This window comes from Holdemania massiliensis AP2, from assembly GCF_000327285.1.
In the GTDB taxonomy this organism is placed as follows: Bacteria; Bacillota_I; Bacilli_A; order Erysipelotrichales; family Erysipelotrichaceae; genus Holdemania; species Holdemania massiliensis.
Map to the genome: position 1 here is coordinate 157380 of NZ_HE998567.1, position 14563 is coordinate 171942.

A 14563-nucleotide genomic window follows, 5' to 3' on the forward strand; every position below is an offset into this window, starting at 1 on the left:
TATGAAAAAGGCGCTTAAATTTCTTTTGTCAGTTTTTGTAGCACTGACACTTATCCAGAATTATTCCTCCGATAAACCAGTTACGAAAGTAATTGCGGAAGGAACATATCCAATGGCATGTGGAAATTATGAGGTTTCATGGGTCAATGATAATGGTACATTTTCAGAGATCAGTTGTCATAATGATTTAGGTTCTGCATTGAATACGATGTTTAATTATGGTATTGATGCTGTTGTTCGTCATCCAGCAAGTAAATCTCCAACGAAAATTATTGCTATGGTTTCAGGATTAGTTGCCAGCTATTCTTATCGCAGAGGATCAAATGTAACTCAAACAGGTGATGTAGTTAAAAGAGTAGCCGATTCAACAGTGACAATTACACAATATGAATCGTCAGGAGAAGAAACTTATGTGACAAGTCATCGAGAGATGATTTATCAACAAACCGCAAGCTATAATCCAAGTAATGGAACTGGTAAAATAGGGGTGAATTTGACAGGTTTCGATGGATTTATTAATTTGGATCAAGTTGACTTAATTCCTATGAAGTTCGTTACCCGTGGCTTAAGTATTCAGCTTGGAGGAAATAATGACGGAACTCCGTGGGAATCTCCGTTTTGGGTGAATCCAAAACAAAGCTATTATGAAGTTGTCCAAAATGGAAATTATAAAGATTTGGTTTATCATGTCTGGTCGTATTGGGCAAATAGTTCCAGAGTTCCGCAGGATTATTCTCAGACAATTGGTCCTGCAGAGGACTGGATGACAGTTGGATCAAAATATTATACTAACGATATGCATCATTTATATTCTGATCCCTATTTTCAGAATAAAGTAATGAATAATGGTCAACATGCTGCATATTATAATTATTATGAAATGCTTCCATTACGCAGTCAAACCAATATCTCAGGTCAAACTTTGGATGCTTTTCTTGCTCAGCGATACAGTGCGGACAGCTCTAAAATGTATGGTACGGGTAGTATTTTTACATCCAATCAGGAATCCTATGGAGTGAATGCTCTTTTAGTTTATTGTTTAGGGTTATTAGAATCCGCCTGGGGAACCAGTAAATATGCCAAAGAATATAATAATTTATTTGGCTGGAATGCTGTTGATAGTGATCCAGATAAAGCTGAATATTTTGATTCCATTGAAAAATGCATAAAGGAACAAATGGGGATAAATTTACGGGGTTATATGGATGTTCAGAATTGGCGCTTTTTTGGATATCATTTTGGTAATAAAGGGGCAGGATTTAACGTTAAGTATGCTTCTGATCCATACTGGGGTTTAAAAGTTGCAGCACTTGCTTATTCAATTGACAAGTTCGCTGCAGGATATAATGGCGATTTAATTGATTATGGAACATATGACCTTGGATTAATTAATCAAGTAAATGCTAGTGTTAAGCGTTACTCTGATGCAAATTCATCTACGCTATTTAACGCATCATTTAGTCAAAGTAACTATATGAAAGACTATTCTATTATTATACAGTCGAATAATCAGGGGTGGATAGGCTTTCCGACACCAAATGGAGTTCGTGCTGATGGTTCTTTAGTCTTACATGGCAAAGGTTTTGAAAACTATGATTGGAATAACAGTGTCGGATATTTGCGTAATGATCAAATTACTCCTCTAGGGATTATTGAGGCAGAGGGTAATAAACCAGTAGGGGATTTTGTACAGAAAATCACCGAATTAAGTTTAAATGGAAGCAAACTTACGATAAAGGGCTATGCTTACCAGCCAGGATTGTATGTCCAAAATGTAGAACAGCTTACCCATCAGTTGGTGATTGAAGATGCTGACGGAAACAAACAAATGTATAATCTTACACAGGCAGAGTATACGGATCAGAATTATAAGGCGGCAGGTTTTGCAGAAAGTGAGATACCACTTGATTTATTATTAACCGATGTTGGAACTTATAAATTATACATTCGAACGATTCATGATACTTATGATGAAACTAAGCCTTTGTCTGATATAACTTTGCCGGAAACAGGCTCAGAATTATTGTTTGACTATGTTTTTGAAAATCAAAACGGCGGAGTCACGGTAACAAAGAAAGCTCATGTAATTCAAGAATATTTTAATACTTTAGTACAGAGATTTACGTTAAGTGAAGAAGGAAAGTTGTCAATTAAAGGAATAGCCTTTGTAGAAGGCAGACATCAAGGTTCACCTGAACAGATTTCACATCAGTTGTTAGTATCACGTGTTGACAGTGATGAGGTGATTAAGACATTTGATCTAACCAGTTATGTTGGAGATGAAGGCGATCCAAACTTGAATCTAGGCTATAATCACACCCAGCTTGGTTTTGATTACAGTTACGGTTATTACAAAGGCGATGTAGATATTTCTGATCTTCCTGACGGAGATTACAGTTTCACGATTAAAACGATCTCTGATGGTAAGGAATTTACTAGAAAACTATATGGCTTAAGCAATATGAAAGATAGTGGTGTACTTACGCTCAGTAATGGTAAATTTGGTGAGTTAAAAAGACAGTATGAATTCTCAAATCGTTTTGAATTAGCGATTCGTAATTATAAAATTGAACTTCCTGAAGGAAAACAGCCATTACCGCGAATACGTGAATCATATCAGTATCTGAGTAAAATTGCTTTCTCTGAAAATGATGAAAATTTGATTATCAAAGGCGCAGGATTCATTTGGAATGGTGATTTTTCAGCTGAACAACATCCAAAATATACTTTGTACTTGATTCACAAAGAAACAGGCAAAATTCATTCTTATCAAGTTGATGGACTTACGGCACTGACTGAAGGAGATTACAGCTGGGATATGACTGAAGAAAAAGGTGGAAATTATGATTATAGTCATATTTGGTATGAGTTTGCAGTTCCTATGTCAGAGTTAGAAGATGGAAATTTTGAATTAAAGCTAATGGTTGAAACAGATTCATATGTTGATTTGCTTGATTTGAAGTCAAGGGCTTCTATTAAACTGCCGTCAGTTGACAGTGAGAAAAAGTTTAAGGCAACTCGGAATACTAAAAATAAATACAAAATTGAATTTGAATTAAAAGGCTGGTATGTTGAACCCATCTCGCTTGAATCAGAGAACCTAAATGATAATGAAGAAGCGGGAAATCCAACTGATTCTCCTGAGGAAACGAATGTTCCTAAACCTACTGTAGAAGCCAGTGAAACTCCAAACGGATGATTCTACGAAAAAAATGCAGAAACAGAGCAATCTGAATCTGCATTTTTTCTTGCTTGGAATGGAAAGGGAGACTGAAATAATTGCGAAATAAAATATTTCATCTCTGATGTCAGTAACATTACATTATTTTAGTACTTTTATTTTATGAGCGTGATATCGGTTAGAGAGTAAGGAAATCATGCCAAAAGAAACGGTTCCCAATCCCCATAACGGTTTGTTAATCAGAAATTGGACTGATCCCACGAAAAGCAACCCGACACTGGCGATGCTACCGATCTTCGTTCCGATTCTGTCAACTGCTGGAGAAGGGGTACGCAGGGTCTTCGATTTTTCGATCAGTGATTGTGTGAACGCTGTGGTTCTGGCTGTAGCTTTCCATGTCCGATCGAGGACAGAACGGGTTAAATCTGATGGGATTTTTGAATTTTTCTTGATGACTGAACTGTTTTTCTCCTGGTTCATAGTTTTACCTCCATGGATTATTGAAAATAATGCGGCTGTCAAATTGGTTAGAAACTTGAAATGCAAGCATATAAAACCGACCGTCGGTTTTTATTTTGGCTAAGAAACAGGCTGTTGATCCAGCCTTTTTTACTTAAGATGGTCTTTTCTGTTGTGATTGATCCAGACAGCTGTTTGCATGCATTGTTTTTAACAATACCGCAATCAACGCGTCGTCTAAAATATCCAAACCTAGTTTTTTCATCATGGTTTGAAGATAGTCAAGCCGAGCTTTAGTTTCTGCCGGCTTTCGGCTGAATATGACAGGATTTGTCCAGTAATTAAGCAGAAATGAGAAAATTTCTGCGCAAAGTTCAGGCTGATCAACCTGCAGTGAACCGTCTTCATTGCCTTTTTGGATTAATTCTGCAATAATCGGTGCATCGTGCAGCACACATCCCTGCATCCCTCCGACTATAAGATAAGGCTCAACGTGAGAAGCAACAGCTTGGTCCAGTGAATGAGTTTTGGTGTCAATAGCCAGCCTATAAAGTATTTTCTTTAGTTTTTCTCTGGCATTTTCACCTTGTGTATCACGAATTAATTCATGGAAGAGATTGTTGACGTACAGAATACGTTTTTCCATCACGGCTCCAAAAATCTGTTCTTTGGATTTGAAATGATGATAAAGGCCGCCTTTGGAAAGCCCGGAAACATCCAGAATATCCTGAATACTGGTTTGTTCATAGCCTTTTTCAACAAATAGTTGGGCGGCCGTTTCTACAATTTTCTCTAATGTTTGTTCCGGATGTTTATTTCGTGCCATAACTCCTCCTTATAAACCGACGGTTGGTCTGTTTGTATATTATCTGAAATCAGACAGTGTGTCAAGCAGAAAAAAATGAATATAGGATTAAACTTCTTTGCTGAAAAAAACTGTCTTCCGAGCTTCTAAACCACTCGATGAAGACAGTGTGATGAAATTAACGATGAGGATCAATCATAGTCAGCTGAACCCGGTGGCGTTCAGCATCAATCCCATAGACCCAGACTTTGAGAATATCGCCGATCGATACCACTTCACTCGGATGGGAAATCCGTCCCTGCACCATTTTAGAAATGTGAACTAAGCCGTCCTCATGCAAACCGATATCCACGAAGGCACCGAAATCGACTACGTTGCGGACAACACCTTCCAGCTCATCGCCTGAATGCAGATCTTCCAAGGTGAGCACATCGTGCCGCAGCATCGGACCATCAAACTGCTCACGGTAATCGCGCAGCGGCTGGGAAATTGCTTCGATCATATCCTGCAGCGTATAAACATCTGTGTTCAGCTGTTCAGCCGTTTCTTCAAGATTGAGCTGGTTAAGTTTTTCCCGGCACTCATCGCTGCCTAACTGCTGGATGCTTAACAGTTGACATAAACGATGCGCGGCTTGATAGCTTTCCGGATGGATCGGTGTTTGATCAAGCGGCTCTTCGCCATCATGAATGCGTAAGAATCCAGCAGCCTGCTGAAAGGATTTAACGCCCAATTTTGGAACCTCCAACAGCTGACGGCGGTTATAGAAACGTCCGTGTTCATTGCGGTAGGCGACAATTGCATTGGCGGAAGCCTTTGTCAGACCAGAAACATGACACAGAAGTTCACTGGATGCAGTATTCACATCGACGCCGACGCGGTTAACACTTTTTAAAATGGCAAAATCCAGCCGTTCGTTCAGAGCTTTGGTCGGTAAATCATGCTGATACTGTCCGACGCCGATACTTTTCGGATCAATTTTAATCAATTCAGAAAGCGGATCCAGAATCCGCCGGGCAATTGAAACCGCGGAACGCTGTTCGACGTGCAGATCCGGAAATTCTTTTCGGGCTAATTCACTGGCGGAATAGACAGAGGCGCCGGCTTCGGAAACGAGCGTGTAATCGACACTCAGATTTTCTTTCTGGATAACATCAGCGATAAAGCTTTCCGTTTCCCGGCTGGCAGTGCCGTTGCCAATCGCGATGACTTCAATCGGATAATCCTTCAGGATGGATAACAGCTTAGCCTTGGCCTCGGCTTTTTTGTTCACCGGCGGATGTGGATAGAAAACATCGATTTTTAGCATTTTGCCGGTTGAATCAATAACCGCCAGCTTACAGCCGGTTCGAAATGCTGGATCGACACCCAGTATCATCTTGCCTTCCAGCGGCGGCTGAAGAAGCAGCCGCTCAACATTCATTGAGAAAATTTCTATGGACTGAGCCTGGGCTTTTTCACTGAGTTCACTTCGGACTTCCCGTTCAACGCTGGGAAACGCCAGTCGCTTTAAGCCATCCTCGGCAGCTTCTTCAATCAGCTTCTGGCAGACGGTCATGCGCTCATGCGTGACGCCGCGGATGGCATAGTTGATCAGAAAGGTCTGGTTGTAGTCCAGCGTCACCGTGATGACCTTTTCCTTTTCGGCTCGGTCGATAGCCATGACGCGGTGATTAGCTAGCGTACTGATTTTTTCTTTGTAGTCATAGTACATTTTGTAAACTTGTTTTTCATCCTCATGTTTTTTCTTTTCCTTGCAGAGGATAAACCCATAGCGTTCAATCTGTTCTTTTATTTTCCAGCGCAGTTTTGCTTCATCGCTGATCCGTTCTGCCAGAATATCTTTAGCTCCCTGCAATGCTTCTTCGATTGTGGGAACCTGATCGTTAACATACTTTTCGGCCTGAACTGCTGGATCACCCGAACGTGGACAGGAAGCAATCCAATCCGCCAGCGGCGTGAGCCCTTTGGCCGCCGCATCGGTGGCGCGGGTTTTGCGCTTTTGTTGATAAGGACGGTAAATATCGTCTACCTGCGAAAGCTTGGTGCAGGCCAGAACCTGCTTCCGTAAATCTTCGGTCAGCTTGCCTTGGGTCTCAATGATCCGCAGCACGTCTTCTTTGCGTTTTTCTAAATTACTTAGATACTGGACCTGCTGCTGAATAAATAAAATCTGTTCTTCGTCCAGTCCTTTTGTCATTTCTTTGCGGTAACGCGCGATAAAAGGAACTGTATTGCCTTCTTCTAATAACTTTAATGTATTTCGTACCTGGGATGGCTCAATGTTCAATGAAGCCGCCACTGGCTGAATCAGTTGTTCAGTTTCCATATTCATTCCTCCTCGTGATGATTTTTATCATAACACGAAAATCTTTTCATGACTTCAAAAATTTGTAAGAATTCAAGCCAGTAACTTCCAAAGAAAGTCTACAAAGGCCGTTCTTTAGGGTTTAAAATTATGTTATACTTGTTAGCGTACAGGAGGGCAATATGAATATAGATTTTACGAATAAAAAGACGATCGCGCTGCTCAGTGCTGTCGGCGTATTAGCCATTGCAACAATTGCAGCCGTTGTCGTTTTGTTGACGCTGCCTGGCAAAGCGATTCAGGTGGAAGATTTCTCGGGGAAGACTGTTGAAGAAATCAAACAATGGGCAACTGAGAAAAAGCTGGCAGACAGTCAGCTGGTAATCGATTACGAATTCAGTGACACTGTAGATAAGGATAAACTGATTTCGCAGAGTATTGCCTCAGAACAGAAGCTGAACAAAGACAGCGTTCTGACGGTTGTATTCTCCAAAGGTCCGGATCCAGATGTCGAAGTTACGCTGCCGGATTTTAAGGACATGACGGAAGAAGAAATCGAAAAGTTTGTGGAAACGAACAAACTATTGGATGTAACTTATGAATATGCTGTTGACGAAAAGATCGAGAAAGGCAAATTCATTAAAGTGAATGTAACGGATACCGTTGTTAAGCGCAGCACAATGCTGATCTTTACGATATCCCAAGGCGAGGATGGAACAGGCGAACAGATTATTGTTCCGGACTTCAGTGATTATACAAAGGCGAAGATTACAAACTGGGCGAAAGCTAACAAGGTGACCATCAACTGGAAAGAAGAAGCTAGTGATAAGATCGCTAAAGACAAAGTGATTTCGCAGGATCCAAAAGCTGGAGAAACAATTAAAACCGGCGATAAGATTACAGTAACCTTATCCTTGGGAAAAACGGTGACGATGAAATCTCTGGCGAAGATGAGCAAGGATGAAGCAAAGAAATGGCTGAATGATAACGGTTTGGTCGGAGAATTCAGTGAGGCATACAGCGGTTCAATTGAATATGGCTATGTTATCTCCAATACACCTGAAAAAGGGGATGTTAAACAGGGAAGCACAGTCAAAGTCAAAGTTTCGTTAGGAAAGATTAAATTGGAATCCTTCATTGGCAAGAAAAAGGAAGATGCCGAGAACTTCAAGAAGAAGGTAAACAATTCGGAAGCCAATCTGACGTTTACTTACAGCGAAGTAGAAAGTACGGAAGCCGTCGGAACAATTGTTTCTCAGGGCTATGATTCTGGAACGTATTTATCTCCGGGAACGACAGTAAACTTTCAGATTTCCAAAGGAAAATCAGTAACTGTAGAGAATAAAGCAGGTTCTAGTGAAGATGATTTTAAGAAGTATATTAGTAGTCTAGGTTTAAATTTAGGAACACGTTCTACCGTATACTCAGATAAAGCCGCAGGATTAATTGTTGAAAATGAGACTGGAAGCAAGGCTGCAGGCTCGTCTGTTTGGTATAAGGTTTCACTTGGATTATATAATCCAGCAGCCAGCGATTTTAATAACAAAACTGTAGCTGATGCTCGGAAAATTATTGAAAATGCTAATAACTCCGGTGCAGGATGGAGTTTTGTTGAACAAGGAAGCGATTATAACGAAACAGTTGCTTCTGGGATTACCTATGACTGTTCGGCTTCTAGTTCTGAGAAGAAAGTAAGCTGCTTTGTTTCGAAGGGGCCGGCACCGAAACCTGTGAATGTTGGCAGTTTTGAAGGTAAATCATTTAATGAATTCAATAGTTTTATTACAAATAATGGATTGAAATTAGGCACGAAAACTGAAGAATACAGTGATACCTATGCAGCAGGAACGATCATTAGTAATGACACTGGTGAATTCACGAAAGGAACAGCTGTTAATTACACGATTTCGTTAGGTTCGAGCAAAATCCAAATTGTTGACTTAACGACAAAGGTTGTTGCAAATGATCCTGAAGGAACTAAGAACAACATTATGAATTATTTAACAGGTCAAGGCTTTCCAGCTGGAAATATTAATATAACAATCGAAACAAGTGATGTAACCAGAGGTGAACTTATTGACTATCCAGGTGCAGGTTTTATTGATAAAAATGATAAAATAACGATTGTCATTTCCTCAGGACCTTCAGATTAAGTTCTGAGAATTGAAAAATTTGCTTTATGAAAGAAAGTAAATTTACTTCGAAATATCAAAGACTGAGGAATTATTATAATGGCTTTCGAAATCATTCTGCCAGCTAAGAAAAGAAATGTGGATGAAGCGTGTTAAGCGCTCATCCTTTTTTTTGGTTATAGTGTTAAATAAGAGCTAACCACTAATGTTCCGATAGAATTAATGTTATAATAATAACGGAAAGACAACTATTTACAGCTCCAGGAAAAAGTCTGTGCAGCTGTAAATAAAGAATAAGTCAGGGTCAATCGCATAAACCGTGGATTTCCTTTGAATAAATTGGTTGAGTGCAAGGATAGCTGGAAACAAATAAGTTGGTATTTATTCCAGTATGTCGGAAAGGAAGTAAAGCTATGTTTGATTTAGAAAAAGCGGAACAGTTTATCCAAAAGCAAACGCAGAGATATCCTCTATTTGAATACTATCGGATTGTTGATGTTGATTCTTACGAGGTTTATGAGTGGAAAAAATCGCATCTGATGGCAACCGGGGAACATTGTTATCAGGTATGGAGTCGTAATTGCGCATGCCGAAATTGTGTGTCCCGATTAGCTGTGGATGAAAATCGGTCGATTATAAAAATGGAAACAACTCAGGATCATCGGATCTTTTTGATCGAATCTGTACCGTTAAAAGAGTTAGGAGATCATTACGCCCTGGAATTGATCAAGGAGGTGACGGATAATTTGTTATTTGCGGATCATGATCAAAAGAACAATGTGATGCTGACAGAAATTATTTATAAGATGAATGAATTATCTACCCATGATTCCTATACTGGACTTTACAATAAGCGTTTTATGGAACATGAGCTGAAACGGGAAATTTCCGACTGGAAAGAAGAAAGACCCTTGACGATAGCTTTGCTGGATATTGACCAGTTTAAGACCGTGAATGATAACTATGGTCATTTGGTGGGGGATCGGGTTATTCTGGCCTTGTCAGAAGCGTTGAAAGAATGTGCTGAAAGTCATAATGGCTGGGCTTGCCGAATTGGCGGCGATGAATTCCTGATTCTGTTCCGGGGGATCAATGAAGCGCAGGCGCAACAGGTGATTCAGAACTTTCGTTCAGAAATAGCCCGGATTTCATTCGGGGAAGCGGCTAGGGATTATCAGATTTCAGTCAGTGTTGGTCTTGCTGAATATGATCTGAAATTTCAAGATTGGGAAACTTGGTTTACACTGGCAGATCAGGCGATGTATGAAAATAAAATGCAGGCGGAGATCCGAAATTGTCCTCTCAAGGATAAACCTGTGCAATGACCGCGCTATGATGCTGAAGAAAGAAAAACAAGCGATTCTGACGAGGACTGAATACCTTCAAAATCCAGCCGTACTTCTGCAATACCCTTTTGGAAATGCTTTGATTATGAGTTGCCGGCAGGTGTTGAAGTTATCCATGAGGAAGAAATCGGAAAAATAGATATCGATAAAAGGCGGCAGGCTGTTCGTTATTTTCGCCTTTTTCATCGCTTGGACTGGATGCCGTCCTGTATCCAATCCAAGGCCGAGCTGCTGATCGCACCGAGGCAGACTGCCGATTTTGCCGCTATGATTAATGCAGCTTACGCGGATCTGCAGGTCAGCGAAGCGCAGCTGTTGCAGCTGCAGAAGCAGGCTAGTTTTGATCCTAAAGGCTGGCTTTTGGCAAAGGATAAGCAAACTGGATTACCGCTGGCCTGCGGCATTGCTGCGCTGGATAGGGAAACCCAGGAGATCAGCCTGGAATGGATTCAAGTGCTGCCTCAGGCTCGATGGCAGGGAATTGGCCGCGATCTTGTGATCCAGCTGCTGCTCAATCTGAAAGACCAAGCACGCTTTGCAACGGTGAGTGGGAAACTGGATGGCGCACATTCGCCAGAAAAATTTTATCGAAAATGTGGATTTACAGGAAATGATGTCTGGTATATCGTAAGGAAATAGAAGGAGTAAGGGCATGATGAAGAGAAAACGGCAGCGAAAGTTAAGCTTAGGATTCTTCCTGATTGTTCTGTGTGTAATCCTGACTGGCTGTTCTTCAGTAAGTTATCATTGGTACACGGAGCCGGATCGTTCAGTCAAGTTCAGTGTGAAAGCGGGGAAAGTTCAGCGGCTGCTCATTATTACGAATGTGAGCCAGCTGGAATCCATGAAGCTGAATGAAGAAAAAAACTGGTTGGAAGCCATGAACATTCGAGATTATTTTGACATTCAGCAGTATCCAAAAGACTTCTTCTTGGTTCATTATACAAGCCCGGGTCAAGGCGGAGTCGTATTCTATAATTTTAATTTTGCAGTGCCTGAGTATGATTTGGAAAATGAAAATGTTGCCGCGATACTGGATCACTTTGGATTAACGGAGGCTTTAGATCCTCAAACCCATACCATCGTCAAGGAGGCTCTGATTTCAGCCCAGACATTTCCTTATCATGACCTGTTTGAAAACGGGGATTATCAACGTTTGAAAACACCGAATTGGTATGAAGAACGCTGGAAGTAAATGAAACAATGCGTGGGATCCAAGGAAGGCCTTTGGATCCTTTTTCTGTTCTCTTTTTACAAAAAATGATAAAGATGCTTAAAATTATGCTGAAAGTGCTTGCTTTAAATGACTACAAAGTGTAGTATAATAATTGACTACACAATGTAATAAAAAGAGGTGAACGAAAATGGAATTGATGTCAGATTCCGAAAAGGAAATTATGAAGTTGATTTGGGATCATGGCGGGGTGATCACGATCAGCGAATTGCTGGATCAGATTGATCAAACTGGAAAGGACTGGAAGCGGACAACCGTCAGAACCTTTATTTCCAGATTGATTGACAAGGGGATGCTGATCAGTCAGAAAGAAGGCCGGGGAGCCTTATACATCGCCCAGGTCAGTGAAGCAGAATATCTGAAAGTCCAGTCAGTTCAGTTTGTGAATCAGGTGTTCGGAGGTAATGTCAGCACTTTGCTGACCTCTTTGTTTGGGCAGCAGTGTCTGGATAAAAAAGAAGTGGAAGAATTGGAGAAATTCTGGGAAGAAGGGAAGGGAAAATTGAAATGAATACGGTACTGATCGGTTTTCTTTCTGTTTCCATCTCTGCAGTATGCATGGCGGGTATTGTCTTGATCCTGGAAAAACTATTAAAAAATCATCTCAGTTTCCGCTTTCGGTATGGATTATGGCTGGTTATCATTCTGCGACTGTTAATTCCAGTTTCTCCCGTTTCCGGTCTGATGGGAACGCTGTTTACCGCTGAAACCTGGAAAGGGCAGCCGCAGCCGTTCGTCGCTCAGCCGGAAACTCATCGGGAGGAATGGCGTGAGCCTGCTGAAACTATATTCCCGCAGATTGACAATGAGCCGCTGCCAGACTTGTCATCAACGTCAGAATCCCTTTCAACCCAAACTTCCTGGCATTTTCAGACGCCTGCCTGGCTTGATGATTTAGTTCAGGCTGCCTGGGTGTTGTGGCTCAGCATCGCGGTTGTCTTAATGGTGCGGCGAATGACGAGTTATCAGGGATTTCTGCGGTTTATTCGCGCCGGCAGCTTTCCAGCTTCTAATCCCAAAACTTTGCAGATTCTTGACGAAGTACGTCAGGAAAAAGGTATCCGCCGGACTATTCCCATCTCGATCAATAAATTAGCTGTTTCGCCAATGCTGCCGGGGGTTGTCCATCCGCAGATTATTCTGACGAGCGAAGAATGCGGTGAAGAGGAAATGCGGATGATTCTGCGGCATGAACTGACGCATTATCAGCGTGGGGATATCTTTACTAAATGGCTTGTTCAGCTGGCTGTTTGCCTGCATTGGTTTAACCCGCTTGTCCGTCTGATCGGCAAGCATATGGAAAGCCTGTGTGAACTGGCCTGTGATGAACAAGTCCTAAAGCCGCTTTCAGCACAGGAGAAACGGTGTTATGGAGATACCTTGATCCATTCCCTGAAGGACAAGGGAACCTATGGGGATCTGATCGTTTCAATTACGTTAAATGAGAATCTGAGCTTATTGAAAGAAAGGTTAAGTGCGATTATGAATGAGAAAAAATCGACGGCGTCCCGAACGCTTATTTCGATGGCAGCCGGCGCTGTGCTGTTTGCCAGCGGAATTTTCTGCGGATCAGCGATCAGCTGGAAGGCGCCTGCCCCCTCTGCTGCCCCGGCGGCAACAACGACAACATCAACCAGCAATCAAAGAACTTTCTATTTTTCCGGAAGCGTTTATACACAAGGCTATATCGTCACCTTGAACTGGGCCGGGGCAGAGAATACCGAGAAAAATCGGGCTTATCAAGATTCCTTAGTCAGCGTGGCCTTTGATGAAAGCATGAAATCGGTGATGGAAAATGAGGAACAGATGGAAGCTGTGCGGCAGGCTGTGACTGAGCAGCATGCCCGTTTGGTTCGCAGCAACAGTACCTTAGCTTCCAATACACCGCTGCTGACATCCATCGAAGGGCCTTACAGTGAATCGGCAGAGGAGCTGGCCGCGCGTTTTCATAAAGAAAATAAAATGGCGCAGTTCCGCGCAGTTGCCGCAAAACTGGAGGCTGAATCGGCTGTGAAGATGGCGCGGACTTTCTACGCTTCTAAAGAAATGGACTACTTTGCCGTTCTGGCCGATTCCTTATCGGAAGAAGAAGTCATTGAATTTTGCACACAGGCCTATCAGAATCAAATTGAGGATGCTTTTGATCTGCTGATACAAAAACTGCCGCAGGATCAGATTCAGACCCTGGCTCAGCAAGCCTACGAGGATGAACGGATTCAATATTATGAAATGGCGATCTATTCGCTGCCTGTTCAGCAGCGGGCGGATTGGGCTGAGAAAGCCTATACCGATGCCCGTCTTGATTATTTTGAAGAAGCTGCTTATGATCTGACAACGGCGCAGCTGGGGGAATGGGCGGATCGAATTTATGCGGACAGTCAGCTGGAATTCTTTGAGATCATCGTGCGCCGGCTGACTTCACAGCAGCTGCAGAGCTTGGCTGAAAGAGCCTATGCGGATAATCGTCCCGACTATTTCAGAGAATTATACTATGATTTATCCAAGGAGAGCATCGAAAAATATGCACAGCGCGTCATTGACGATCAGCGGATTCAGGACTATCTGTTTATCTTTGATGAAGATCTGCCTGAGGCATTAATGAATACCCTGGCTATTCAGGCTTATGAAGAAAAACAAAATGGTTTATTTGATCGCATCAATTGGAAAATTTCAACCGAAACAGCCAATGAACTGCTTAAACGAGCATATCAAGATCATCGCATGGAGATTCTGTACCGCATGTCCTCTTATGCCAGTGCTGAGAATTTAAAGACGCTCATAGAACAAGCCTTTAATGATAACCGAACAGATGTTTTCATGAACCTCTGCGATGATCTGTCAAGTCAGCAGAAGGCCGAGTATGCTGTGCGGGCGTATGATAATCAAAACATAGAAATCATGTCCAATCTCGTTTACGATTTGTCCCATGATCAGGTTCTGCCGCTGGCTCAAAAAGCCTATGACGATCAGCGAATTCAGTATTTTGAAATGATCGTCTATGAATTAAACAGCGGTGATATTGCGAAATTCAAAGCTCAGGCCAAGCAAGACGGCCGGGATGAATTCTATTATCTGCTTGAAAATTACTAATTTCAGTC

Annotated in this window: 10 protein-coding genes; 8 read left to right on the plus strand and 2 right to left on the minus strand. The window is 41.9% G+C overall.

All coding sequences use genetic code 11. The annotated features are described in order from the left end of the window. Position 1: 1 nt before the first annotated feature. Entirely contained in the window at positions 2-3199 is a 3198-nt protein-coding gene (locus tag BN162_RS17545; protein WP_020223134.1) for a glucosaminidase domain-containing protein, read from the plus strand. A gap of 178 nt (positions 3200-3377) precedes the next feature. Further along, positions 3378-3764: a hypothetical protein gene (locus BN162_RS18500; protein ID WP_147612122.1), complete on the plus strand. Its 387-nt coding sequence runs from the start codon at positions 3378-3380 to the stop codon at positions 3762-3764. 30 nt (positions 3765-3794) lie between these two features. Here the strand turns inward: BN162_RS18500 and BN162_RS00760 are convergent, their stop codons facing one another. After that, complete coding sequence (locus BN162_RS00760) at positions 3795-4466, minus strand: TetR/AcrR family transcriptional regulator (protein ID WP_020223136.1); 672 nt, start codon at positions 4464-4466, stop codon at positions 3795-3797. Positions 4467-4623: 157 nt separating this feature from the next. Continuing rightward, entirely contained in the window at positions 4624-6780 is a 2157-nt protein-coding gene (locus BN162_RS00765) for a Tex family protein (protein ID WP_390620484.1), read from the minus strand. Between the two features lie 155 nt (positions 6781-6935). On the opposite strand from BN162_RS00765, the gene BN162_RS00770 reads away from it, so the two are divergent. The 6 genes from BN162_RS00770 to BN162_RS00795 all read left to right on the plus strand — a co-directional run bounded on the left by BN162_RS00770 (position 6936) and on the right by BN162_RS00795 (position 14555). Next, on the plus strand, positions 6936-8906 hold the full coding sequence (locus BN162_RS00770) for a PASTA domain-containing protein (RefSeq protein ID WP_020223138.1): 1971 nt from the start codon (positions 6936-6938) through the stop codon (positions 8904-8906). A 392-nt stretch (positions 8907-9298) separates the two neighbouring features. Then, positions 9299-10210: a GGDEF domain-containing protein gene (locus tag BN162_RS00775; protein ID WP_020223139.1), complete on the plus strand. Its 912-nt coding sequence runs from the start codon at positions 9299-9301 to the stop codon at positions 10208-10210. Positions 10211-10429: 219 nt separating this feature from the next. Then, positions 10430-10870, plus strand: coding sequence for a GNAT family N-acetyltransferase (locus tag BN162_RS00780; protein ID WP_147612123.1), 441 nt, complete (start codon positions 10430-10432; stop codon positions 10868-10870). Positions 10871-10883: 13 nt separating this feature from the next. Then, on the plus strand, positions 10884-11426 hold the full coding sequence (locus BN162_RS00785; protein ID WP_020223141.1) for a hypothetical protein: 543 nt from the start codon (positions 10884-10886) through the stop codon (positions 11424-11426). Between the two features lie 169 nt (positions 11427-11595). After that, complete coding sequence (locus BN162_RS00790; protein ID WP_020223143.1) at positions 11596-11976, plus strand: BlaI/MecI/CopY family transcriptional regulator; 381 nt, start codon at positions 11596-11598, stop codon at positions 11974-11976. Beyond that, positions 11973-14555, plus strand: a complete 2583-nt coding sequence (locus tag BN162_RS00795) for a M56 family metallopeptidase (protein WP_020223144.1) — start codon at positions 11973-11975, stop codon at positions 14553-14555. The genes BN162_RS00790 and BN162_RS00795 overlap by 4 nt, the downstream gene beginning before the upstream one ends. Positions 14556-14563: the final 8 nt, after the last annotated feature.

What these genes read in the sequence shown, in the direction of transcription:
- BN162_RS18500 (WP_147612122.1), top strand. Translation starts at nt 3,378, where the DNA reads ATGCCAAAAGAAACGGTTCCCAATCCCCATAACGGTTTGTTAATCAGA.
- BN162_RS00775 (WP_020223139.1), top strand. Translation starts at nt 9,299, where the DNA reads ATGTTTGATTTAGAAAAAGCGGAACAGTTTATCCAAAAGCAAACGCAG.
- BN162_RS00790 (WP_020223143.1), top strand. Translation starts at nt 11,596, where the DNA reads ATGGAATTGATGTCAGATTCCGAAAAGGAAATTATGAAGTTGATTTGG.
- BN162_RS00770 (WP_020223138.1), top strand. Translation starts at nt 6,936, where the DNA reads ATGAATATAGATTTTACGAATAAAAAGACGATCGCGCTGCTCAGTGCT.
- BN162_RS00765 (WP_390620484.1), bottom strand. Translation starts at nt 6,780, where the DNA reads ATGAATATGGAAACTGAACAACTGATTCAGCCAGTGGCGGCTTCATTG.
- BN162_RS00780 (WP_147612123.1), top strand. Translation starts at nt 10,430, where the DNA reads ATGCCGTCCTGTATCCAATCCAAGGCCGAGCTGCTGATCGCACCGAGG.
- BN162_RS17545 (WP_020223134.1), top strand. Translation starts at nt 2, where the DNA reads ATGAAAAAGGCGCTTAAATTTCTTTTGTCAGTTTTTGTAGCACTGACA.
- BN162_RS00760 (WP_020223136.1), bottom strand. Translation starts at nt 4,466, where the DNA reads ATGGCACGAAATAAACATCCGGAACAAACATTAGAGAAAATTGTAGAA.
- BN162_RS00785 (WP_020223141.1), top strand. Translation starts at nt 10,884, where the DNA reads ATGATGAAGAGAAAACGGCAGCGAAAGTTAAGCTTAGGATTCTTCCTG.
- BN162_RS00795 (WP_020223144.1), top strand. Translation starts at nt 11,973, where the DNA reads ATGAATACGGTACTGATCGGTTTTCTTTCTGTTTCCATCTCTGCAGTA.